Raw genomic sequence first — 22,693 nt, 5'->3', positions numbered from 1 at the left:
AACACCAATTCTAATGAATAGTAAAAATAAAAAAATAGTCCTGCATCAAATGTGGACTACTAAATCGGCAGTCTTGATGATTTTCATGCTTTTTCTTTCGGCAGGAATTTTTGCGCAGGGAAAAAAGCAGGTATCAGGAACCGTTTATGACAATGCAGGAAATGTATTGCCGGGAGCTTCTGTTATGGAGGTTGGAACTAAAAATGGAACTTCAACCGATTTTGACGGAAAATTTACAATACAGGTAGCTGTAGGAGGTGCAATTGAGGTTTCGTTTATCGGCGCAACGACTCAAAAAGTTCAGATCACGGCAACATCCAATAATATTGATGTTCGTCTGCAAAATGACGGTTACGCATTGGCAGAAGTTCAGGTAGTTTCTGTTGGATACGGAAAAGTAAAAAAATCAGACTTAACCGGAGCAATTTCTACTGTTGGAGCAGATGATTTAGTAAAAGGAACAATTTCTTCTACAGAGCAGGTTTTGCAGGGAAAAGTTGCCGGATTAAGTATTATTCGTCCTTCTGGAGATCCGGCTGCAGGTTCTACCATTCGCTTACGCGGAGGAACTTCATTAACAGCAAGCAACAGTCCGCTTATTGTAGTTGACGGAATTGCGGGTGTTGATATCAATATCGTTCAGCCTTCGGATATAAAATCGGTTGACGTTCTTAAAGATGCTTCGGCGACAGCTATATATGGATCTAGAGGTGCAAATGGAGTAATTATTATTACAACAAAATCGGGTACAAAAGGAGTTTCTGTAGTGTATAGCGGTTTATCTAGTATTGGTTATGTTGCAGACAATTTAGACCTTTTATCTGCAGACCAATGGAGAGGTTATGTTCGTCAAACCAATAATATGGATGCTGTAGATTACGGAGGAAATACAAATTGGCAAAAAGCAATCGAGCAAACTGCAATTTCGCAGTCTCATACTTTGAGTATTAATTCCGGAAAAGCCGACAGCGGTTTTAGAACGTCACTTTCGTATCTAAAAAATGAAGGTGTTATCAAAGAATCTGGTTTAGAAAGAATCAGCGGAAACGTGAGCGCTTACCAATATCTTGGAGACAATAAAGATGTAAAATTTGATATGGGATTATTTGCCAATATAGACAAATGGCATCCGATAGATTACAGAATTTTTGAACGTGCTTACAATTTAAACCCAACAATTCCGGTTTACGATGCCAACGGAGAATTTTCTGCTGTAAGTGGTAATATTTACGAAAATCCTGTTGAAATCTTAACCAACAGAACAGTTGATAACGAAAGACACAGACTTTTAGGTTATTTTAAAACCGAAGTAAAATTCCTGAATGATTTTATGGTTTCGGCTAATATTTCGCTAGAACATAATGCTGTAAAGGGAAGTACTTACAAACCATCGTACGCCGTTATGGAAGGTAGAACAGAAGATGGTTATGCGCAAAGAACTTATGCAGAATATATGAATGCGCAAGGTGAAGTTTTTGTAAACTACAATAAAACGATAGACAAACATGTTATTGGCGCTTTGGCTGGATATTCTTATTTCGAAAATATCTATGAAGGTTTTGGAGCGCAAAGAAGTGGTTTTGTAACCGATGCTTTTGGTTATAATAATTTGGGTGCAGGTTACAATTATCGTTTGGGTGATGTGTATTCATACAAAGGAAAATCTAATTTAGTTTCATTTTTTGCCCGCGCCAATTATTCGTACGACGGGAAATATTTGTTGACGGCAACAGTTAGACGTGATGGTTCCAGCCGTTTTGGAGAAAACAATAAATGGGGAACTTTCCCATCGGCTTCTGCTGCATGGAAAGTTTCAAGCGAAGGATTTATGGACGGTACAAAAGGCTGGCTGGATAACCTAAAAGTAAGAGTTGGTTATGGAGTTACAGGTAACCAGGACGGAATTGGAGAGTACAAATCACTTTCTATTTTAGGAGTTGGAAAAGACAGTTACTACGATCCGGTTACCAAAACGTGGAGTTTGGCTTATTCGCCGCAACAAAACCCAAATCCAGATTTGAAATGGGAATCAACACAACAACTTAATATTGGTGTAGATTTTAGTCTTTTCAACAGAATTTCGGGATCATTTGAGTGGTATTCTAAAACAACAAAAGATTTATTATATACTTATGAAGTGCCTCAGCCTCCATATTTAGTGGGAACAATGCTGGCAAACGTTGGTGAAATGTCTAATAAAGGTGTTGAACTTACATTGAATGCAGACATCGTAAAAGGAGATAAATTTACTTGGAATGCTAATTTAACGCTTGGACACAACGTTCAGAAAATCGAAAAATTATCAAACCCAACTTATAAAACAGACGTTATCTACAGTGGATCATTACATGGTTTAGCAGGTATGTCTGGACAATATTCTCAGGTTATTGCAGAAGGATATCCGGTTGGAACTTTCTGGGGATTTAAAAACGCTGGTTTAGATGCCGACGGAAAAATTCAGTATTACAATGCTGCGGGCGCTGTAGTTGCCGAAAGTGCTTTGGTAGATGCAGATAAAACAGATTTAGGAAACATTCAGCCAGATTTGACTTTAGGTCTTGGAATGAATTTTACGTACGGAAATTTTGATCTTGGTATTTCCGGATACGGAATGTTTGGACAAAAAGCTTTAAACGCAACCAACATGATGCTAAACGATCCTAACAGATTACCAGCTTTTAATGTGCCGGATGATTTCCTGAACACGGGTATCACATCAGCTCCAAAATATTCTGATTATTGGATAGAAGATGCTTCTTTCTTTAGAATTCAGACACTTTCATTGGGTTATACTTTACCATTAAAATACAAAGGTTCAAAAATCAGAATGTATGTAATGGGAGAAAACCTTTTTGTAATTACAGGTTACAAGGGTGTTGATCCTGAGATTGGATTAAATGCTCAGGACGGAATTGGACAAACGGGAGTAATGGATCTTACCGGACTTGCAGCTCCTGGAATTGACCGATATAACAATTATCCGAGACCAACTACGATTTCTGTTGGATTAAATTTTACGCTGAATAATTAAGCGAATTAACTCAAAAATATAAAAAATGAAAATCAAAATAACAGCAGCAATATTGATGAGCATGCTTTTTACGATATCATGTACAAACTTAAACGAAGATTTGTATGATAAAGTAGAAGATGGAAATTTTGGAAACACTCCAAAAGAAATTGATGCGCTAGTAGGAGGAGCTTATTCTTCTTTAAGAGGATTTGCAGACGGAATTTCAAACAATTATCCAACGTGCGAATATGTTTTCTTTTTGAATGAAGTAGCGTCTGATGAAGCTACAATACCAACAAGAGGAACAAACTGGTATGACGGAGGGCAATATCAGGATGCACAAAAGCATACCTGGAAAGCAGACAACAGAATGATTCTTTCGGCCTGGCGTTACAACTACACCGGAATTGCCAAAATCAATGCGATTATTTATCAAATAGATAAATCGTCTTTGACAGAGCAGGCAAAAGCGCCAATTTATGCAGAATTAAAAGCATTAAGAGCGTATTACTATTACAATCTTTTGGATTTGTTTGGAAATGTGCCTATCGTAACCAATTTTGAAGATACAGATCTTCCGTCAAATTCAACCAGAAAACAAGTTTATGATTTTGTAGAAAAAGAATTGCTGGATGCTATTCCGCATTTAAATGGAAATGTAGTGTATTCTAAACTAACAAAAAATGTTGCGTATTCTATTTTAGCAAGATTATATCTTAATTCACAAGCATTTATCGGTCAGGCGCGTTGGCAGGATTGTATAAATATGTGCCAAAAAGTTACTGGATATACCTTAACGCCGGATTTCTTTACCAATTTTGCAACAGAAAACCAGACATCAACAGAGATCATATTTGCTATTCCTTACGATTCAAAAGCCGGAACAGTTGGTAATTACATGAACTCCATGTCTTGTCATTACAATCAAAAACTAGCGATTTCTCCAACAGGAAATTATCCGTGGAGCGCCAACGGAATGTGCGGACAACCAGGTCTTTATTCCAAATTTGCAGATACAGACAAAAGAAAAAAATGTATGCTTCAAGGCGATCAGATCAATCTAGCTACAGGTTCTGTAATTATTATGGATAACGGAGAACCGCTTACTTACACAGAAAACCTGACAAGCTTAACAGATGCAAAAGAAAATGAAGGCGTTCGTTTGGCTAAATACGAAATGAAAGCTGGAGAAAACTGGGAACGCGATCACGATTTTGTTTTAATTCGTTATGCAGAAATCCTAATGATGCAGGCAGAATGTTACGTACGTTTAGGTTCGCCAGATTTAGCAAAACCATTTTTGCAACAAGTTACAGCGCGCGCCGGAGAAGAAATGCCAGCAACCGTAGATCTTAATTTTATAGATCAGGAATTGCTTAAGGAATTTACTTTTGAAGGAAGAAGAAGAACAGACAACATTCGTTTTGGAACTTTCTTTTTACCGTGGTGGGAAAAAGGAACAACACCTCAGACCAGAGCTATTTTCCCAATTCCAAGCACAGTTTTAACAACAAATAAAAACCTGGTACAAAATCCTGGGTATTAGGTTATTTAATGTCAGTCTTCCATGTTGGTTAGTCGTGGAAGGCTGACATATTATTTAAATGTTTTTTGCCAGAGATTAAAACGATTAAAATGATTTTATCTCAAAATAAGAACATACAAAATCTGTAAAAATCCTTTTAATCTGTGGCAAAAAATAAAATCAAAAACATCAATATGAAAAGATACATCTCATTATTGTTTTTTGGGATCATGAATATTATAATCGCGTCTGGTTGCAGCAGCGATGACAAAGGTTCAGATCAACCAACAACACCAGAAACAACTGTTCCCGTTGCGATAGAGAAAACCAACAGCACCAAAATTTACGTGCACTACATGCCGTGGTTTGAAACCAAAGAAAGCAGTGCCGATAAAAAATGGGGATATCACTGGACAATGGCCAACAAAAATCCAGACAATATAGGTGCAAACAACCGCAGAGAAATTGCTTCGTACTATTATCCGCTAATCGGACCCTATCATTCGGGAGATAAAAATGTGATCGAAAATCATTTATTATTGATGAAATACTCCGGAATAGATGGTGTTTTGATTGATTGGTACGGCACGTACGATGTTTACGATTACAAAATGGTAAAAGAAAATACCGAACAGCTTATCGCAATGCTCGATAAAGTAGGTTTAGAATATGCCATAGTCTATGAAGACCGAGTAACAAAAAGCGCAGTCGATGCTGGAAAAGCAATTTCGGTAACCAGCGCAGCAAAAACAGATTTAGCTTATGTACAAAATAATTATTTTAATGATGCTAATTATATTAAAATTAATGGCAAACCTCTGTTAATGAATTTTGGCCCAATCGTATTGCAAACACCCGCAGAATGGACAAACGTTTTTGGTACATTAACCACAAAACCAACTTTCATTACACTTTGGGATCAATCTGTAGAAGCAGGAGCAAATGCTTCTGGCGAATATGCCTGGGTATATAAAAACAGCACTTATCTCACTAATTTTTATACCAATACAAAACCGAAACTTTCTGTTGCTATAGGAAGTGCTTATCCCGGATTTAAAGATTTTTATGCCGAAGGCGGAGGCGGTGCAGCAATTGGATGGACAATTGAACATAATAACGGAGCAACGCTTGATGAAACCCTTGCCATGGCTAAAAATGCCAATTTAAATTACCTGCAGTTAATAACATGGAATGACTTTGGAGAAGGAACAATGTTGGAACCAACCGTAGAATTCGGTTACACGTATATAGAAAAAGTAAAAGCATTTGCCGGAGTTAAAAATACAGAAAACGTATTTACAGACATTAGCAAATTATACGATTTAAGAGTAAAAAATAAAGGGAATGCCGAAGCCCAGAAAAAACTAGATCAAGCCTTTAATTATTTTGTTTCGATGCAGTCTGCAAAAGCAAAACAGTTACTAAATGAAATTAAATAAGAGTTGTAATTAATACAATTAAATAATGAAAAACCTAAGATATAGATACTGTCTGCTTACTTTAGCATCCATGCTGATTTTTGCCTGCAGTACTAAAACTCAAAAAAAATACAAAATAAGCTCGCCTGATAAAAACTCCGAATTGGTTTTTGAATTAACAGCTTCAGGACAACCTCAATACAGCTTTTCATCTCACGGAAAATCGGTTATAGAACCTTCTTTATTAGGATTTGAATTTCAGGGAATTCAGAAAATGACAGATGGTTTTGAAGTGGTTTCTACCGAAGAAAAAGAAGCCGACTTAAGCTGGGAACAACCTTGGGGCGAATTCAAAAAAGTAAGAGATCATCATAACGAAATAATTGTAAACCTAAAAGAATCGGGTGGAGAAGAACGTCTCGTAAATATTATTTTCAGGGTTTTTGATGACGGATTAGGATTTCGATATGAGTTTCCGAAACAGCCTCATTTAGGAAAAGTAAAAATCTCTAATGAAGTAACACAATTTACTTTTAAAGATAATAATGAAGTTTGGTGGATTCCCGTGCACCGCGAAAACAGTTATTATGAAAGTACGTACCGCAAAACGTTGATGAGTAAAACCGATACCATCAATACGCCGGCAACTTTTGAAACCAAAGACAAATTGTACGTAGCCATTCACGAAGCAAATCTAACCGATTTTGCATCAATGACTTTACTAAAAACCTCTGATAAACAATATAAAAGTGATTTGGTGCCGTGGTCAAACGGGGTAAAAGTGTATGCAGAAGCACCTTTTAAAACACCTTGGAGAACAATTGTTGTAGGTAAAACTCCGGGCGATGTGGCAACTTCTACCATTATGCTGAATTTAAACGAACCTTCAAAAATTGAAGATTTGTCCTGGATTACGCCATCAAAATACATCGGAATCTGGTGGGGAATGCATTTAGAAAAATTCACTTGGGGACAAGGTCCGAAACACGGAGCGACAACCAAAAACACAAAAGAATACATAGATTTTGCTGCGAAAAACAATTTCGACGGCGTTTTAGTCGAAGGCTGGAACGAAGGTTGGGATGGTGACTGGACTGCCGACGGTTCTGCTTTTAGTTTTGTAAAAGCGTATCCAGATTTTAATTTAGAAGAAATTACTAAATATGCCGCAATGAAAAATGTTCGCCTAATCGGACATCATGAAACAGCGGGTGCAACCAAAAATTACGAAAGCCAATTGGAAGATGCTTTCAAACTGTATCAGAAAATGGGCGTAAACTCCGTAAAAACAGGTTATGTAAACAAATATCTGGATAAAAAAGAATGGCACGACAGTCAATACGGAGCGCGTCATTACAGAAAAGTAATCGAAACAGCTGCCAAATATCATATCATGATTGACAATCACGAACCGATGAAAGGAACCGGAATTCAGCGCACATATCCAAACTTCATGTCGCAAGAGGGAGGAAGAGGACAAGAATACAATGCGTGGTCGGTTGATGGAGGAAATACTCCAGAGCATTTAACCACTTTACCTTTTACCAGAATGCTTTCAGGGCCATTTGATTATACACCGGGTAATTTCAATTTTGATTATAAAACACCTTCTGGAGCGAGAGTGCAGACCACTTTGGCAAATCAATTGGCATTATATGTTATTATTTTCAGTCCGTTGCAAATGGCTTCAGATTTGCCGGAGAATTATGAAGGAAAACCAGAATTTCAGTTTATAAAAGACGTTCCGTGTACATGGTCATATACCAAAGTTTTAGATTCAAAAATTGGAGAATACGCTACAATTGCGCGTAAAGACTGGGACGAGAAAAACTGGTATTTAGGATCTATTACTAATAGTAAAGCAAGAGAGCTAAAAGTTGCGCTTTCGTTCTTAGACAAAGACAAAGAATACGAAGCAGAAATCTACGCAGATGGAACAGGAGCCAATTACAAAACAAATCCTTATCCGGTTACGATTTCAAAACAGAAAGTAAATAATAAAACAGTTTTAGATTTAAAACTAGCAGCCGGAGGCGGAACAGCTGTAAAATTTTCTCTAATACAAAAATAAGTTAGTTGAGTTTTATTTTGAGTTAAGTAAGTTAAGTTTAAAAATAACCCCGATCTTTTTAAAGATCGGGGTTATTTATTTTGAGAGTTCCTGCAAGGTTTTCAAAACCTTGTAGGTATTTATGATTATTATAAAAGTAATTTTTAGTAAATAAGTCATTAGGAGCGTTCAATAAATACCTGCAAGGTTTTGAAAACCTTGCAGGAATCGGTAAATTGGAACCTAAAACCTCAGAACCTTAGCATCTCAGTAACTTAGAACTTAAAAAACTAATGTTTATACAATTTTACATGATTTCCAAAAGAATAAGTAGCCGTAATACTCGGACCGTTATATCCCCATTTTAAATAGCCGTTTAGATTTTCTTCTCTGTCATCGACTCTAAAATTTAAGCCAGTGTATCCGGCAGTAAGGCTGAAATTTTGATAAACATTATACAAAAGAGATAAATTATAACTCACAATACGACCGCTTATATTATCAATTTTAGCAGCAAAGTAATTGGCATTTACAGACAAACCAAAACGTTTGCCCAAAACAAATTCTCCCCAAACCCCAATATCCGGAAGTGGCGCCGTAAAGTTAAAAGTTTCTCTACGTTCTAAGCTCGCCTGATTGGCTTCAACACGCAAGCCTATATCTGCAAAAAGGACATGTGCACCAATTAAAAGTCCAGCTTCATATTTTGGTTTAGATAAAAAGGCATATCCATAATAAATTCGGGCAATCTGTACATCAAAAAATGAAGTAATTCTAGTATCTATATTGTAGGTCTCATCTTTAAAAGTAATTTCTTTTTGTAAAGTTTTGGTTGCGGTTCTGTTCAATACAAAATATTCAGTTCCTAATCTGGAACGTCGCGAAATACGCCATTCAAAAGTACCCATAAAAGAAGTACTGGATTTATTAAATCCTAAATCATCCTCAAGATCAATATCAGTTCCGGCATTTCCGTTATTAGTCCCAACTCTAATATCAGTGTTATTTAACGGAAAAAAAGCACCTGCATTTACTTTAAACCGCCTTGCGTGCCACGGTAAATCATCATCAGCCAAATAATTTTGATCAAAGTGGTAAGGTTCTTTTATGGAAATTAAACTGTCATTTGGAATATTTTCTGCAACATCCTGCGAATATGAAGTAAGCCCATAAAACGAAATAATCAAAAAGTAGAATAAATTTTTCATAGGAGGGATATTTAAATTTAGACGAATAAAGTTAACAAAAAAAATCATGCAATTTTTTTTATTATTTTAAAAATATATTGGTTATCAGTATTTTATGATTTTTAAAATTACAAATAGTTGACATGTCACTCTTTTTTTGTAAATTTGCATATGATAAAAATGGAAAAAGATCCAGCAACTTCAAATTCTTCTTTAGGCGATGAAATCTCAGATAGTTTTTTCTTTCAGATTCATCGTATGAAGCGTACTATTTTTCGACGTACAAATGCTTTAATGAGCGAAGCGGGAATTACTTTACAACTAGAACAATTACCTTTAATTATGATTTTGCAGCGTGAGAATCGTTCTCAGAGAGAACTCTCAGATATTACAATGCGGGATAAATCATCCATTTTAAGAAGTATTAATGCGCTTGAAAAAAAGAATCTGGTTGAGGTTCAAAAAGATAAAGCCGATAAGAGAAAAAATATTGTAAGTCTTACAGACGAAGGAATTAGTTTAGCAAAAAATATTCGATCGTTAATGAAGAAAGCAGAAGATGAGGTGCTTTCTGTTTTTTCTCAAAAAGAAAGAGGAGAAGCTTTAGAAACAATTAGATCTTATGCAGATCGATTAGAAACGCTTTAAAAAATTTTGCGAAATAAAGGTTGATATATCAACTTATTAAAAATATAGAATTAGAAAATAAAATGAAAAAAAACGAATTACTAGAAGGTCCTATACTTTCTTCTTTATTAAAACTGGCAGTGCCTATTATGATCGCTAATCTTTTGCAGGCCGCTTATCAACTGGTTGATGCATTTTGGGTCGGTCGTCTTGGAGGTGATGCTGTTGCTGCAGTTTCTGTAAGTACGCCCGTAATCTTTTTAACAATCGCTTTAGGAACTGGTTTGGCAATTGCCGGCTCAATTCTTATTGCACAATATTTTGGCGCCGGACAACAGGAAATGGTCAATCATGTGGCAGCGCAGACCTTACTTATGGTAATTACAGTTTCTATTGGACTGTCTATAATTGGTTATTTGCTGAGCCCGTATTTTTTATATGTACTAAAAGTAACGCCACAGGTTTATGCAGATGCTTTAGGCTTTATGCGGGTTGCTTTTGTGGGACTTGTTTTTAGCTTCGGATTTATGATTTTTCAATCTATAATGCGCGGGGTCGGACGTGTTACTTTACCGGTTTATATTGTTTTAGGAACTGTAATTTTAAATTTTGCGCTAGATCCGATCTTTATTTTTGGGTGGAAATTTATTCCACCAATGGGTGTAAAAGGTGCAGCGTTAGCAACTTTATCAACACAAAGTCTGGCAATCATTATTGGTTTTGCCATTTTATTTAGAGGAAAACACGGTATTCATTTAAAATTAAGTGATTTTAGACCCGATTATAAACACGTTAAAAAAGCGTTCAAAATTGGTTTTCCATCTTCGATAGAGCAATCTATGAGAGCTTTGGGAATGATGGCGATTACGTTTTTGATTGTGCATTTTGGTACTACAACAGTTGCTTCTTACGGAGCTGGTTCTAATTTAATTCAGCTGATATTGATTCCTGCACTTGGGCTTTCTATGGCGATTGCTACTTTGGTTGGACAGAATATTGGAGCAGGAAACATTGCGCGTGCTGCAGAAATTGGAAAATTAGGTACGTATCTTGGTTTCGGACTTTTAACTGCAATTGGCGTTATTGCGTATATTTTTGCACCCTATCTAATTGCTTTTTTCGTTCCTGATGAACCAGAAGTTATTTCCGGCGGTACAACTTTTCTAAGAATTACTTGTCTTTCGTGGGGATTTCTTGGTTTGCAAATGTGTTTATTAGGTGTTTTCCGCGCAGTCGGAAATACAACTTTGCCTATGATTCTTACCTTAGTATCGCAATGGGTTTTACAATTCCCGATTGCGTATATTTTATCTCATAATACTAATTTTGGTAAAATCGGAATCTGGTATGCTTTTCCAATTTCAACGGTGGTTACGGCTTTAATTACTTTAATCATTTATGCCAAAGGCGATTGGAAAAAAGAACGCCTAACCGGAAAAACAAATAAACTGATTGATAAGGTGGAGAAGGAAATTGTTAAAGAAGGATTTTGATCTAAGGTTCTGAGGTTCTAAGTTGCTAAGGTTCTAAGATTTTTAAGATATCAAGTTCAAAGTTGTAAAGGTTACAATATTTTGAATTGCCTCCAGCTTTAGCTGGAGGTTAAAAGATTTGAAGAAGAATAAGGCTTTAGCTAAATATTTAATTTTAAATTGAATTTGATTTTTGATGTTACAAATTGCTATTGAAAATCTTAGAACCTTAGCAACTTAGAACCTCAGAAGCTTAAAAAAAATCAAACCCTAAAATAATCCCCTTTCCAATTTACAATTGACTTTTTAATAGCATCGCCAGTCAAATTGTTTTTTAGCGCATTTTCTACAAGCGGAATTAATTCATTATCGGGAGCAAATCTTAAAGAAAATATTTGATCGTCGGTTAGTTTGTATTCAAACTCTTCTAATCTTTTTCCTGTTAGTGTAAAATATCGGTAACGAAGTTCTAAACGTACAATTCGGTTTTGGAGGATTAGTGCATAATGCTGACGAAGCATAAATGCTAGGCAAAACAAAAAGATAAAACCTACGCTGATAAATGCCCAAATAAGCTGTTGTTCTGTTGTGAAAGCAAAATAAATACTAAACCCCAGAAATACTGTTAATATTGGATAATAAATAAAGTGGTGCGGGGTGTAAAATCGGATATGATTGTCGTAATTCTGAATTTTCATAATAATTTGATTTGAGGGGGTGACTTATAAAAAAGAAAGCTATCCTAAATAAATAGAATAGCTTTTTTTTCCCAAAAATAAACTAACATAACCAATGTTCTCTTTATAATAAAACCTTTTACGGTTGTCTTAAGTCTTGCTTCATATCGAAAAAGAAAGCCTTATCATTTTCATCGTCTATCGTTATACCGGCTTCCATTTCGTTGATGTAAAATTATATCAAGAGTAGAAGTTTCTAGTTATATTTTAAAACGAAAATGTTACATGATTCCAATGTGAGAGATTTTTCTTTAAATTTTACATTGTTATTATTGTTAGTTTTTATTCTTTTAAAGTGTTGTTTTATAATGTTTTAATAATTGACCATTCCTCTAATTTAGACTGAAATGATTTTCCCGCATTTGCGGGACTTGTTGACGGAAGTGTAATAAGTTGATATGTTTTTTTTAAATGAACGTATTTTTTAAAAAATGCTGCTGCTTTCTGTCCATTAAAAAGTATTGTACTAATATGCGAATGCTTTTCTAAAAAATGTTCAAAATCATTGGCGATTTCGTTTTTAATCGCACTGTCTAAACTTCCTACACGATCGCAAAACTGCAATACATCCCAAAGAGCAAGATTATTTTTTACGAGCAATTCTTTTTTGGTTTCATAATCAGTAGAAAAGTCTTCGTTTAAAATGGTAAACATAAACTTCCAGAAATTATTCTGATTGTGTCCATAATATTGATTTAACTCTAATGATTTTGTGCCGGGCATTGTGCCTAATATCAGTATTTTAGCTTTTTCTGGAGCAATTGGCGGAAAAGAGAAGCTCTTCATTACAAATGGATTTTTATCTTTTGAATTAAGAAATATTTTATTTGAGTTAAAATTATTGTTTATAGATAATTATAAAACAAAATCGAAAAATTATATAACATTATTGGCTGATGTATGAGCGAACTTTGAAATTCAGTTTTTTAGAATTCTCAAGATACTACTTCTTCTCTAAAAAGCGATAAAAAATAAGTATTGAATTTTAAAGCCTCTCAAGATGAAAATAGTTACTATAAATACAGACAAAACTCAAAATATATTTGAGGAGTTAAATAAAAACTTCGGCGGAAAAGTAACTTATGATTTAGATGAATATACGCTTGAAGTAGACAATAACTTTGCAACAGGTTCTATTGTTGGAGCTTCGTTTAATGATAATATTTCTTACGTACAATTTGATATGACCTTTTTTGATGATGCCCGAATGGATATTCTCAACTTAAAGTCTTCTCCAATTTATTTTGCCTATTGTTCTCAGGGAAATTTGTCTCATAGTTTTGGAAGCAAAGGCGAGGAGCGTAAACTAAAAACGTTTCAAACTGCGATTGTAACTTCAAAAGAAAAAATGGACAATGTTCTATTTTTTGATAAAAATAAAAAAACAAAATTTACACTCATAATTGTAGGCACGCAGGTTGATCCGCAAAAACAGCTGCATTCTTTAAACCAAAAAGTAAAAGAAACTTTTTTTGATGATAATCTGCCTCAGGATTTCTTTTATATCGGTTCTTATAATTTGAAAATTGCCGAAAAAATTGAACAATTAAATTCTGTTACACAAACCGGAATCGTAAGAAACCTTTTGAAAGAAGGCGTTTTAAGAATCATTTTGGCAATGGAAATACAACAACATACAGACGATTTAAATGCTTTAGAAAAAGATGCAAATTGTCTGACTCTAAGAGAAATGGAAGAAATAAAAGAACTTTCAGAATTTATTAAAGCAAATCCAGAAGAACCTTTTACGATTAAATCATTAAGCAAAAAATCCGGATTGTCTCCAAACAAACTTCAGGAAGGTTTTAAAATGATTCACAACAGAACCGTAAACGATTATATTACCCATATGAGAGTCCTAAAAGCCGAAATTTTAATTAGGACTTCAGACTTAAATATCTCAGAAATTGTGTACTGCATTGGTTTTACCAGTAGAAGTTATTTCTCTAAAATTTTCAAACAAAAATTTAACTGCAGTCCAAAAGAATACAAATTTAATTTGAATCCGTTGGCTATTACAGCTTAGGTAAAGGTTCTAAGCTTCTAAGATTCTCAGGTACTAAGGTTCTTAGCTACTAAGTTTAAAAAAAAGGCATTCTGAATATTCAATATTCAGAATGCTTTTTTCTTTTTCTAGAAAAAAAATCTTAGAATCTTAGCAACTAAGAACCTTAGTATCTAAAAAAAGAATATATTTGCATAACTGGTTATATAATTAATTATGATATGGAATTTTTTAATAAAGTAGGCAAAGCGGCATTAGGAAGCCGTATGCGTTTAATGACAGCAGCAATTACAGATGATGCTTCTAAAATTTACGAAATGTACGGAGTGGATTTAGCTCCAAAGTGGTTTCCTGTTTTTTATACATTATCTGAAGAAAGAGAACTCACAATTACTGAAATTGCGAATGAAATTGGTCATTCTCAGCCTTCTGTAAGTAAGATTATTCGGGAAATGATTAGCGCCGGAATTGTAGAAGAGAGCTTAAAAACCGATGATAAACGCAAAAACAATGTCGTTTTAACAGAAAAAGGTATTTCGCTTTCGCAGAAGATGAAACAGCAATTAATTGATATTGAAGTGGCAATGGACGATTTGATTTCTGAATCAAAACATAATCTTTGGGCAGCACTTGAAGAATGGGAATTTTTACTTCAGCAAAAATCAATTTTTAAACGTGTAAGCGATCAGAAAAAACTTCGCGAAAGCAAAGATGTTGAAATCGTAGAATACAAACCTGAATATAAAGAAGCTTTTAGAGCCTTAAACGTAGAATGGATTTCGACCTATTTTGAAATGGAAGAAGCAGATTACAAAGCTTTAGACAATCCTGAAGAATATATCTTAAATAAAGGCGGAAAAATTCTGGTGGCTTTATATGAAAATGACCCTGTTGGAGTGTGCGCACTCATCAAAACAAATAATCAGGATTATGATTTTGAAATGGCAAAAATGGCGGTTTCGCCAAAAGCGCAGGGCAAAAATATCGGCTGGCTTTTGGGACAGGCAGTTGTAAATAAAGCAAAAGATTTAGGAGCTAAAAAGATTTATCTGGAAAGCAATACAATCCTAAAACCTGCTATAAACCTGTATTATAAACTAGGTTTCGAGAAAGTTTTTGGTCTTGAAACACCTTACAAGCGCTGTAACATACAAATGGAGCTTAAAGTTAATTAATAAATAAAATTAGAATGAAAAACGTTGTTAAAAAAGAGGAAGCTGTTTCACGACAGTTTTTAGGAGTAGATTTTGTAGTTCTTTCAATTGGGAATGATTCGATGGTAACTAAAATGTTATATAAAATAACAGATTCAGTACCATTTCATAAACATCCAAATGAACAAAGCGGCTATGTTATTTCTGGAAGTTACAAACTAAAATTCGATGAAAAAGAATTTTTATTAAAAGAAGGAGATACATATTCTATTCCGGCAAATATTGAACATTCTATTGAGATCCTAGAAGCTGGAGAAGTCGTTGATGTTTTTACACCAATTAGACAAGATTATTTATAGTAATTGAAAGATTCTAAGTTGCTAAGAAAGAACTTAGTAACTTAGAACCTTAGTATCTTAGTAACTTTTTCAACGCCCAAATCGATAATACTCCAAATCAGTATTCTTTTTATTTTCCAGAGAATCTAAAATCGAATTCATTCCGATTACGCTGAAAGTGATTCCGTTTCCTCCGAAACCTAATACGTAATGTTCATTTTTTTTGGGATCAGGTTTTCCAAAATAAGGAAGCCCGTCTTTGGTTTCTCCAAAAGTTCCGGCCCAGGAATAATCGATTTTAAAAGTGATTCCGGGGAATTTTTTTTGAAATTGTTTTAAAAGATACTGCTCTTTTTTCGGGATCAATTTATCACGCTTTTTAGCGTCTCTAAATTCTTCGTCACCACCTCCAACAATTATTCGGTTATCAGCGGTCGATCTAAAATAATGGTAAGGCGACGCTGTATCCCAGAAAATAGCATTTTTAAAAGCTGTAGAAAGATCAGGAACATTTTCTGATGCAATAACATACGTACTTTTTAAATCGACTACTTTTTCTGTCAGTGTTTCAACACTTTCGTAACCGCTACAGTATATCACGTGATTGGCTGTAATGGTGCATTTATTTTCTGTTGCAGCAATACATTTATCTTTTTGATGCTGAACCGAAGTAATATTAGTACGATCATAAATCTGCAGCCCTTTTTTCTGGCAGTACTTAAAAAGATCATTTGCCAGTTTATAAGGATCCATTACGGCGGCTGTTTTCGATTCTATTGCAGCCAATGCATTCAGTCCCATTTTTTTTAGCTCATATTTACCCAGCCAGCTTACATCAAATCCGTTTTGTTTTCGGGCTTTGAATTCATTTTTTAAAAACGGAATGTCTTTTTTTACGGAAGAAAAATAGATGCTTTTTTTAAACTCAAACTGGCAGTCGCTTTTTATAGTATCTACAATATGGCGCAGGTCAAAAATGGCTTTTTTACCATTGCTGTAGCTGTCAACAGCACATTTTGTACCTCTCAGTTTTATAAGTTCATGCAAAGGAACATCAATTTCGTATTGAAGTAAAGCTGTACTTGCTGCTGTACTTCCGTTGCAGACATCACGGCGGTCTACCAGTACTATTTTTTTTCCTTCATTAATTAATTTGTAAGCTATTAAAGCTCCCGTTATACCGCCGCCAACAATTAAGATTTCTGTATTGATATTAGAATCTATTGACGGGTAACTGATTTTCATGGCGCTTTGCAACGGCCAAAATGTTTCGGTAGAGCGTAATTTCATTTTTTTGGTTTTTATTTTTTGGTTTTGGTTTTATGCTGTAGTTTAGTTCTGCTGTCGTTCTTACGTTCGTGCAGATCATCTGCTTCTGCAACTGAATGTGAAGTTTTTATGCTTTCATCGTTTTTGGCAAGCTCACTAAGCCTGTGATAATATTTCTGCACAATAATCATTTCTTCTTCGGTCATGCTTTCTATATCGACCAAACTATTGCTGGAAAATTCGCTTGACGCTACTAATTCATTTAGTTTAAGCTGAATAGCAAGTGAATCTTTATTTTGTGCTTTCTGAATTAAAAAAACCATTAGAAAAGTAATAATCGTAGTTCCGGTATTAATAACCAATTGCCAGGTTTCTGAATAATTGAAAAACGGTCCCGAAACTGCCCAAACAATAACAATTAAAAAAGCGCTAATAAAAGCGGTTGTGCTCCCGGCTGCTTTAGAAGTTTTGGTAGCAAATTTTTCGAATGAACTACCGCCGTTTTGTTTTTTAGTTTTCATTGTTTTTTGAATTAAGATTTTCTGACTTTTTCTTTTTTAATTACTTTATTATGCTTTTCATCATAAACAGCATCGTCAATTTTTTCACCCGTTTTACTGAAGATGTTTATTTTAGGATTTTCATGCGTTCCCGTAATCGTAATCGGAAAACCAATAATTCCGAATAACGGTAAACCCAAACGCATTCTTAAATCCAGAAGGCCGTCAAAACTTGTTGTACCTTTTATAGTCGGTTTAAAACTGGCAACAGTAAACGTAAAAGGCTCAATGTGAATCAGGTTGTTGTCTATATTTGATTTAATTTCAATTCCCTGCATATCAGGATTGTTAAGCCCGTCTTGTCCGGTTTTAGAACTTATTCCTTCAAAAAGTTTTAATCCTTTTACTTTGACATCGCGCAGATTAAGAGTTCCGCCGCCTTCCAGCGATTCGTAAATTGGCCCCATGTTTCCGTCTAAATCGCCTTTGATATTATAATCCACAGAAATAATTCCTTCTGCTTTTTCTGCAGCAGAAACCATGTCATGAAACATTGGTATTTCTTTGTAGGCTCTTTGTACACTAAAGTCTTTGGCAGTAAAATGAGCATCAAAATGGGCAGAAGTTGGCGATTCGTCTTTGTAATTGGCGCTCACACCCAAAATACAGTCGATAATATTAAAAGTGGTATTTTCAAGATAAAAGCCTCCTTTTGTAATGCCCACTTTTCCATTCAGTTTATTTAAAACCAAACCGTTATATTCTACTTTGTTCACGTCTGCTTTTAGTCCGACATTTAAGTTTTTCGGAATAATTACAACACCGCTCATTTTTGGATGATCTTCTTTTGCATATTGCACTTCAAGATTACGATCGGTGTTTTCGCCTTTTTTAAGCGCCATAAATTCATCAACGTTGACTAATTTCGATTTCATGGTAAAATCGCCGCTCAAAGTCCCGTGTGATTCCAGAAAATAATTAATCGTATTCAGCAGATATCCGTTAATATCAAAATCGGATTTTCCGTAAGAAGCGTAGAATTTATCAAACCACATTTTTTCGTTTTGAAAACGGAAATTCCCTTGTTTGATAAAAAAAGCTTTTGGGAAAAGTTCAGAAGTGGCTTTGATGTTTTTTAATACAATAGTTCCTCTGTTGTCCAGTTTATCATATTGTCCGGTTGTAGCATAGCTTTGTTTTCCTTTTAGCGAAAGATCGGCTTTGGCGTAACCTGTTACATCGAGTCCTTTTCGGGAGAAAACCTGATAAATGCGCCCAACGTTGAGTTCTCCTTTTATTTTTGCATTATAAGCCAAATCACTAAAATCAGATAAAGTCGCATTTACGTACATCGGATTTCCTTCAAAAACAAACGAAGCCGGCGCAACTGCCACAATTAAATCCTGATACGTTCCTGCTTTATTAAGCACGTTGGCGACAAAAGTAATGTTGGTAATAGGGTTAGGGTAGGAGTCTGTTTTGAGCCAGCCATTTCGAAGTGAAATTCCTCCGATGGTTTTAGGAAATAATTTTTTTGAAGTACTAAAAAGTCCTTTTGCCTGAATATCTGTTTTTAAAAGTCCTTTTAAATCAACAGTATTCAAACCAATTGCAGCATCAACAACGGCAAGATCTAATGCGCCTTTTACGCTCGCATTAATGTTCATTTCATTAAAGCCTTTACTGTGCAGATACGCCGTAAAATAATCTTTTTCTCCAACTTTAAATTTTAGTGTTCTCAAATTTATTCCAAGTTGCTCAATGTCTAATGAAGGCAGAATCGCATTCAGATCCATCTGGAAATCAGTTAATGGAACGGGCGCATTTTGATAATTTATAGCGCCATCATTTATTTTTAGATTGAAAGCTAAATCTGGTTTTTGTTTTTTGGCGACATTATAATCTCCTTTAAAAGTAAAAAGCAAATCACTTCGGCCCGAAATTTCGGTTTCATCCAGCCAGGTCAAATATTCTGGTGGCATTACAGAAAACAAATCTTTGACAGTTGTGTTTTCTGATGCGGCTTTGATATTTATTTTATAACCGTCTCTTAAAATGCTAAATACGCCGGTAAATTCCAGCGGCAGTTTATTAATATGCAATTCATTTTTTTGAAGAATAAAAGTAAGTGCGTGCGTGTTGATTCTGGTAATTAAATCGGCTTGGACTTCTTTTTGCTGTAGATAAGCCGTTTGTCCGTAAAAGAAATCGACTTTGTCAATTTTTGCGTCTGTTCTAAGATCAAAAATATCTTCGCTTAAATCGCCTTTTCCAACATAATTAAAACCTTTTGCATCCACCATAATTTTAGCAGAACGATCGTTGTATTTTACATTACAATCTTCAAGATCAATTCGTTCTAATTTTATTGCAGTTCCTTCTTCCGGCTCATTGGGATCTTTTTTATTGTCCCGATCTTCTGGAGCAACATAAATATTGTAATTGGCTTCCCCTTTTTGGTTGACCATTATATTGATATCGGCTTTAGAAACGTATAATTTATTGATTTTTACTTCATTGTCAAAAATCAATCTTTTTAAGTTAATTCCAAACGCAACTTGTTCTGCTTTTAATAATGTATCGTTGCTAAAAGGTTTTGAACCCGTTAAAGATAAATCGTCAAGCGAAACGGTAAGCGACGGGAAATGGGTAAAAAAGGAAAGTTTAGAATTCGAAAATTCTAACTTTGAATCCAAACGTTCGTTGGCTACTTTTTTAACTTCAGAAGCTATTTTTCCGGGAAAAAGTATTGGAAGCAAAAAAAGTAACAGCAGAATTCCTGCAATTACAATTCCTGTAATTTTTAAAATTTTTAAGGCTGTATGTTTAAATGAGACTGGCATATACGATAGATTTAAAAGTTGATTCCGGACTAAAATGATCTAGTCCGGATTTTTATTTTTAAGGCGAATAAGAAATTGCAATTCACATTTCACAAAAATATTTTCACAAAAAACAATTAGTTCTTTTTATCTTTTTCGGCTTTTTTAGCGTCTTCCTGTTTTTGCTTTTCCTCTTTTTCTTTTTGCTCTTTTAGGTCCTTTTCTTTCTGCTCTTTTTCTTTAGCTGCTTTTTCCTGCTGCTCTTCTTTTTTCTCTTTCAGCTCTTCTGCTTTTTTCGCTTTTTGCTTTTCTTTTTTCTTGTAATATCCTCTAAGAAGGAAATTACTTTTTGCAGCTTCCATATTATCGCTAAAACCTTTTGTACCAGATTCCAGATTAGAAAGCGTATTAGAAACGCTGTTGGCCATTTTATCATCGCGAACTAATCTCGCCAAGGCGCCGTTTCCGTTGTTCATGCTGTGGCTGAAAATGGCGAGTTCATCAGAAATAACACCTACGTTGTCAACACTTTTTTTAACGCTTTTCATTAAATCCTGCATTTCAATTCCGTCAACAGAAGCAATTTGACCGTTGTTTTCAATTACTTTCTGAGATTTTGTGCCAGGAGAAATAGTCAGCACTTTATCGCCCATCAAACCATCAGAACCAATACTAGCACGAGCATCTGTTTTGATAAATTCCTGAACATTATCTTTCATCACCAATCGCACTACGACAGATGAATCGTTTATAAGTTTTATTTCTTCGACAGTTCCAACATTGATTCCCGAAAAACGAACATTGTTTCCGACTTCTAAACCGCTTACGTTTTTAAATTGTGAGGTAATGTGAAAGGTTGAACCAAATAGGTTTTTTTGTTTACCAATAAAATATACGGCCATTACAAACAGCACTAAGCCTATTGTTACAAACATTCCTAATTTCCAGGTATATTCAGATTGCTTCTCCATGATTTCTAATTATTTATTTTGCTTTATTCAAAAAATGAGCGTACCCATTCGTCTTCGTCTTTTTCTAGTTCTTCGTAAGTTCCTTCGGCATGAATTACACCTTCTTTTAACACCATAATGCGATCGGCGGTAAGTTTTGCACACGCCATATCGTGCGTAATAATGATGGATGATGTTTTTTGTTTATGCTTTATTTCAAGGATTAATTCGCTGATTTCTCTAGATGTTATAGTGTCTAATCCTGTTGTAGGTTCATCGTATAAAATAATTTCCGGTTTAAGGATTAAAGTTCTGGCAAGACCAATTCTTTTTCTCATTCCTCCAGATAGTTCAGACGGCATTTTATCAATTGCATCTCCCAATCCTACATTCTCCAGCGCTTCCATAACCTCGTTTTCAATTTCTTCTGCAGATAAATCTCTTTTGTGTTTGGTTAAAGTAAAAACAAGGTTTTCTCTAACGGACATAGAATCGTATAAAGCACCACTTTGAAAAAGAAATCCAATTTTGACTCTTATTGCATTGAGATCTGCTTTTTTAAGGTTGAGTACATTTTCATCAAAAACTTTTATTTCGCCTTCATCTGGTGTTATCAAACCCACAATACATTTTATGGTTACTGATTTTCCAGATCCGGAACGTCCTAAAATCACTAAATCTTCGCCTTTGTTTACGGTAAGATTTATCCCTTTAAGAACTTCATTGTCTCCGCCAAATGTTTTGTGGAGATTTTTGATCTCAATTATAGGAGCTTGTTTTTTTTCTTTGACTACGGGGTCTTTAAGTAATTTTTCTTTCATGATCTTAAAAAAATAAATCTGTTATCTGCACCGCTACCATATCAATAATAAAAATGCTTAAAGAGGCCGTTACGACAGCAGAGTTTGCTGCCCTTCCCACACTTTCGGTTCCGTTTTTGGCATTAAAACCTTTATAACAGCCAATCATTCCGATAAAAAAGCCAAAAAAGAAAGTTTTAATCGTTGCCGGAAAAAGATCTAAAAATTCCAACGATTGAATAATCTGCGTTAGATAACGATAGAAATTTACATCGCCGTGAATATTAATTCCAACATAACCGCCGATAACGCCCACAGCATCTGCAAAAAACACTAATATTGGCACCATAAGCGTACAGGCTAATATTCTGGTCACAACCAAATAGTTGTACGGATTTACAGCCGAAACTTCCATTGCGTCAATTTGCTCTGTTACTTTCATCGAACCTAATTCGGCTCCAATTCCAGACGAAATTTTTCCTGCACAGATTAAAGCTGTAATTACCGGTGCAATTTCGCGTATCAGCGATAAAGCTACCATTCCCGGTAACCAGGATTCTGCACCAAATTTTACTAATGTTGGGCGTGATTGTAATGTAAGCACCAAACCCATAATAAAACCCGTAATCGCAACCAGTGGAAGCGATTTATACCCAATAACGTAACATTGTTTTAAAAACTCTTTTGCCTCATAAGGCGGTATAAAAACCTCCTTAAAAAACTTCTTAGCAAACAATGTTGCGTCTCCTATCTGGGCGAACGTATTTTTTAAGTTGAGAATCAAAATGTTTTGTTTAAGGTTGAATTTATAAATCTGTATATCAAT

At 34.9% G+C, this 22,693-nt stretch carries 18 protein-coding genes; 9 read left to right on the top strand and 9 right to left on the bottom strand.

Annotated features, from left to right (window positions below):
* The first annotated feature begins 13 nt into the window (after nt 1-13).
* From EV144_RS16725 to EV144_RS16710, 4 genes are all read left to right on the top strand, one after another.
* Entirely contained in the window at nt 14-3,031 is a 3,018-nt protein-coding gene (locus tag EV144_RS16725; RefSeq protein WP_243854692.1) for a SusC/RagA family TonB-linked outer membrane protein, read from the top strand.
* A 25-nt stretch (nt 3,032-3,056) separates the two neighbouring features.
* Nucleotides 3,057-4,559, top strand: coding sequence for a RagB/SusD family nutrient uptake outer membrane protein (locus EV144_RS16720; protein WP_134150314.1), 1,503 nt, complete (start codon nt 3,057-3,059; stop codon nt 4,557-4,559).
* A 173-nt stretch (nt 4,560-4,732) separates the two neighbouring features.
* Nucleotides 4,733-5,977 carry a glycoside hydrolase family 71/99-like protein gene (locus EV144_RS16715; protein ID WP_134150313.1) on the top strand — a complete coding sequence of 415 codons (1,245 nt, stop codon included), beginning with the start codon at nt 4,733-4,735 and terminating at the stop codon, nt 5,975-5,977.
* 25 nt (nt 5,978-6,002) lie between these two features.
* Nucleotides 6,003-8,027: a glycoside hydrolase family 97 protein gene (locus EV144_RS16710; protein ID WP_134150312.1), complete on the top strand. Its 2,025-nt coding sequence runs from the start codon at nt 6,003-6,005 to the stop codon at nt 8,025-8,027.
* 269 nt (nt 8,028-8,296) lie between these two features.
* On the opposite strand, the gene EV144_RS16705 is transcribed toward EV144_RS16710, so the two are convergent.
* The gene (locus EV144_RS16705; RefSeq protein WP_134150311.1) at nt 8,297-9,214 is read right to left on the bottom strand and encodes a hypothetical protein; all 918 of its coding nucleotides are present in this window, start codon (nt 9,212-9,214) and stop codon (nt 8,297-8,299) included.
* Nucleotides 9,215-9,373: 159 nt separating this feature from the next.
* Between EV144_RS16705 and EV144_RS16700 the strand changes: the two genes are divergently transcribed.
* On the top strand, nt 9,374-9,841 hold the full coding sequence (locus EV144_RS16700; protein ID WP_166670590.1) for a MarR family winged helix-turn-helix transcriptional regulator: 468 nt from the start codon (nt 9,374-9,376) through the stop codon (nt 9,839-9,841).
* Nucleotides 9,842-9,903: 62 nt separating this feature from the next.
* A complete protein-coding gene (locus tag EV144_RS16695; protein WP_134150309.1) occupies nt 9,904-11,313 on the top strand; it encodes an MATE family efflux transporter in 1,410 nt (469 codons plus the stop codon).
* 242 nt (nt 11,314-11,555) lie between these two features.
* On the opposite strand, the gene EV144_RS16690 is transcribed toward EV144_RS16695, so the two are convergent.
* Together EV144_RS16690 and EV144_RS16685 are read right to left on the bottom strand one after the other, a co-directional pair.
* The gene (locus tag EV144_RS16690; RefSeq protein ID WP_134150308.1) at nt 11,556-11,990 is read right to left on the bottom strand and encodes a DUF6526 family protein; all 435 of its coding nucleotides are present in this window, start codon (nt 11,988-11,990) and stop codon (nt 11,556-11,558) included.
* Between the two features lie 342 nt (nt 11,991-12,332).
* Nucleotides 12,333-12,815 (bottom strand): DNA-deoxyinosine glycosylase, encoded by a 483-nt coding sequence (locus EV144_RS16685; protein ID WP_134150307.1) that lies wholly within the window; start codon nt 12,813-12,815, stop codon nt 12,333-12,335.
* Between the two features lie 214 nt (nt 12,816-13,029).
* Between EV144_RS16685 and EV144_RS16680 the strand changes: the two genes are divergently transcribed.
* From EV144_RS16680 to EV144_RS16670, 3 genes are all read left to right on the top strand, one after another.
* Entirely contained in the window at nt 13,030-14,055 is a 1,026-nt protein-coding gene (locus EV144_RS16680) for a helix-turn-helix domain-containing protein (protein WP_134150306.1), read from the top strand.
* Between the two features lie 200 nt (nt 14,056-14,255).
* Complete coding sequence (locus EV144_RS16675; protein WP_134150305.1) at nt 14,256-15,209, top strand: bifunctional helix-turn-helix transcriptional regulator/GNAT family N-acetyltransferase; 954 nt, start codon at nt 14,256-14,258, stop codon at nt 15,207-15,209.
* 14 nt (nt 15,210-15,223) lie between these two features.
* Nucleotides 15,224-15,547, top strand: coding sequence for a cupin domain-containing protein (locus EV144_RS16670; RefSeq protein WP_134150304.1), 324 nt, complete (start codon nt 15,224-15,226; stop codon nt 15,545-15,547).
* Between the two features lie 69 nt (nt 15,548-15,616).
* On the opposite strand, the gene EV144_RS16665 is transcribed toward EV144_RS16670, so the two are convergent.
* The 6 genes from EV144_RS16665 to EV144_RS16640 all read right to left on the bottom strand — a co-directional run bounded on the left by EV144_RS16665 (nt 15,617) and on the right by EV144_RS16640 (nt 22,651).
* Nucleotides 15,617-16,816, bottom strand: a complete 1,200-nt coding sequence (locus tag EV144_RS16665) for an NAD(P)/FAD-dependent oxidoreductase (protein ID WP_134150303.1) — start codon at nt 16,814-16,816, stop codon at nt 15,617-15,619.
* Between the two features lie 11 nt (nt 16,817-16,827).
* Complete coding sequence (locus tag EV144_RS16660) at nt 16,828-17,316, bottom strand: low affinity iron permease family protein (RefSeq protein ID WP_134150302.1); 489 nt, start codon at nt 17,314-17,316, stop codon at nt 16,828-16,830.
* Nucleotides 17,317-17,327: 11 nt separating this feature from the next.
* Nucleotides 17,328-20,138, bottom strand: coding sequence for an AsmA family protein (locus tag EV144_RS16655; RefSeq protein WP_134150301.1), 2,811 nt, complete (start codon nt 20,136-20,138; stop codon nt 17,328-17,330).
* Nucleotides 20,139-20,254: 116 nt separating this feature from the next.
* Nucleotides 20,255-21,088, bottom strand: coding sequence for an MlaD family protein (locus tag EV144_RS16650; protein ID WP_134150300.1), 834 nt, complete (start codon nt 21,086-21,088; stop codon nt 20,255-20,257).
* A gap of 23 nt (nt 21,089-21,111) precedes the next feature.
* Complete coding sequence (locus tag EV144_RS16645; protein ID WP_134150299.1) at nt 21,112-21,888, bottom strand: ABC transporter ATP-binding protein; 777 nt, start codon at nt 21,886-21,888, stop codon at nt 21,112-21,114.
* 4 nt (nt 21,889-21,892) lie between these two features.
* On the bottom strand, nt 21,893-22,651 hold the full coding sequence (locus EV144_RS16640; RefSeq protein WP_134150298.1) for an MlaE family ABC transporter permease: 759 nt from the start codon (nt 22,649-22,651) through the stop codon (nt 21,893-21,895).
* Between the last annotated feature and the right edge of the window lie 42 nt (nt 22,652-22,693).

It is taken from the genome of Flavobacterium sp. 270 (assembly GCF_004368785.1).
In the GTDB taxonomy this organism is placed as follows: domain Bacteria; phylum Bacteroidota; class Bacteroidia; order Flavobacteriales; family Flavobacteriaceae; genus Flavobacterium.
Note: the sequence above shows the minus strand (reverse complement) of the source record. Positions and strands in the feature narration are given on the sequence as shown.

Excerpts from the sequence above, each read along its gene's own strand:
- EV144_RS16725 (WP_243854692.1), top strand. The coding sequence starts at position 14 with ATGAATAGTAAAAATAAAAAAATAGTCCTGCATCAAATGTGGACTACT.
- EV144_RS16720 (WP_134150314.1), top strand. The coding sequence starts at position 3,057 with ATGAAAATCAAAATAACAGCAGCAATATTGATGAGCATGCTTTTTACG.
- EV144_RS16715 (WP_134150313.1), top strand. The coding sequence starts at position 4,733 with ATGAAAAGATACATCTCATTATTGTTTTTTGGGATCATGAATATTATA.
- EV144_RS16710 (WP_134150312.1), top strand. The coding sequence starts at position 6,003 with ATGAAAAACCTAAGATATAGATACTGTCTGCTTACTTTAGCATCCATG.
- EV144_RS16705 (WP_134150311.1), bottom strand. The coding sequence starts at position 9,214 with ATGAAAAATTTATTCTACTTTTTGATTATTTCGTTTTATGGGCTTACT.
- EV144_RS16700 (WP_166670590.1), top strand. The coding sequence starts at position 9,374 with ATGGAAAAAGATCCAGCAACTTCAAATTCTTCTTTAGGCGATGAAATC.
- EV144_RS16695 (WP_134150309.1), top strand. The coding sequence starts at position 9,904 with ATGAAAAAAAACGAATTACTAGAAGGTCCTATACTTTCTTCTTTATTA.
- EV144_RS16690 (WP_134150308.1), bottom strand. The coding sequence starts at position 11,990 with ATGAAAATTCAGAATTACGACAATCATATCCGATTTTACACCCCGCAC.
- EV144_RS16685 (WP_134150307.1), bottom strand. The coding sequence starts at position 12,815 with ATGAAGAGCTTCTCTTTTCCGCCAATTGCTCCAGAAAAAGCTAAAATA.
- EV144_RS16680 (WP_134150306.1), top strand. The coding sequence starts at position 13,030 with ATGAAAATAGTTACTATAAATACAGACAAAACTCAAAATATATTTGAG.
- EV144_RS16675 (WP_134150305.1), top strand. The coding sequence starts at position 14,256 with ATGGAATTTTTTAATAAAGTAGGCAAAGCGGCATTAGGAAGCCGTATG.
- EV144_RS16670 (WP_134150304.1), top strand. The coding sequence starts at position 15,224 with ATGAAAAACGTTGTTAAAAAAGAGGAAGCTGTTTCACGACAGTTTTTA.
- EV144_RS16665 (WP_134150303.1), bottom strand. The coding sequence starts at position 16,816 with ATGAAATTACGCTCTACCGAAACATTTTGGCCGTTGCAAAGCGCCATG.
- EV144_RS16660 (WP_134150302.1), bottom strand. The coding sequence starts at position 17,316 with ATGAAAACTAAAAAACAAAACGGCGGTAGTTCATTCGAAAAATTTGCT.
- EV144_RS16655 (WP_134150301.1), bottom strand. The coding sequence starts at position 20,138 with ATGCCAGTCTCATTTAAACATACAGCCTTAAAAATTTTAAAAATTACA.
- EV144_RS16650 (WP_134150300.1), bottom strand. The coding sequence starts at position 21,088 with ATGGAGAAGCAATCTGAATATACCTGGAAATTAGGAATGTTTGTAACA.
- EV144_RS16645 (WP_134150299.1), bottom strand. The coding sequence starts at position 21,888 with ATGAAAGAAAAATTACTTAAAGACCCCGTAGTCAAAGAAAAAAAACAA.